The 508-nt window shown below is 72.6% G+C and carries 2 pseudogenes; one reads left to right on the top strand and one right to left on the bottom strand.

The window, feature by feature from the left end:
• A pseudogene (locus ASJ79_RS25760) lies at positions 1-241 on the bottom strand (hypothetical protein); the annotation flags it as partial.
• A gap of 145 nt (positions 242-386) precedes the next feature.
• Between ASJ79_RS25760 and ASJ79_RS34520 the strand changes: the two are divergent.
• Positions 387-508: pseudogene (locus ASJ79_RS34520) on the top strand (alpha/beta hydrolase); the annotation flags it as partial.

Consider the following 508-nt stretch of genomic DNA (forward strand, 5'->3'; position numbering starts at 1 on the left):
CAGGCCGCGGTGAACCGGGGCCGACGATCACCATCACCCCGCCCTTGTGGACGGCCGCGCCGGCGGGCTGGAAGCCCGGCGGCGGTCCCGGCGCCCAGCCCGGCTGTTTCGCGAGGGTGGCCGCGATCTGCTGACCGGCGCCCTGGCCGGCCGGCGTTTCGAACGCCAGATCGACGCGGCCGTGGAACGGCGGGTCGCCCTGGTCGTTGCACCACTCCCACTGGAAACTCGCGTACGTCACACGCAGATTCGCCGCGCGCACAACCTCTTTGGCCGCATCGACCACCTGGGCGCGGGATTGGGCGTCGGACGGCGGCGGGGCGGTGGGCCCGCCGGCCTGCGGTGTGCTCTGGTCGGACGGGGACATCGTTGAGCATCCTCCTACAGCTGACGACGCGATCCTGCTCGGCAGCCCCGGCACCGATGTGGCGCGCAGCGCCGCAGATTTCCACCTCGACGGCGGGCAGGTCTACATCGGTGACGCGTCCACCGACCCGGTGGGCTGGCT

The organism is Mycobacterium sp. NAZ190054, from assembly GCF_001545925.1.
In the GTDB taxonomy this organism is placed as follows: Bacteria; Actinomycetota; Actinomycetes; order Mycobacteriales; family Mycobacteriaceae; genus Mycobacterium.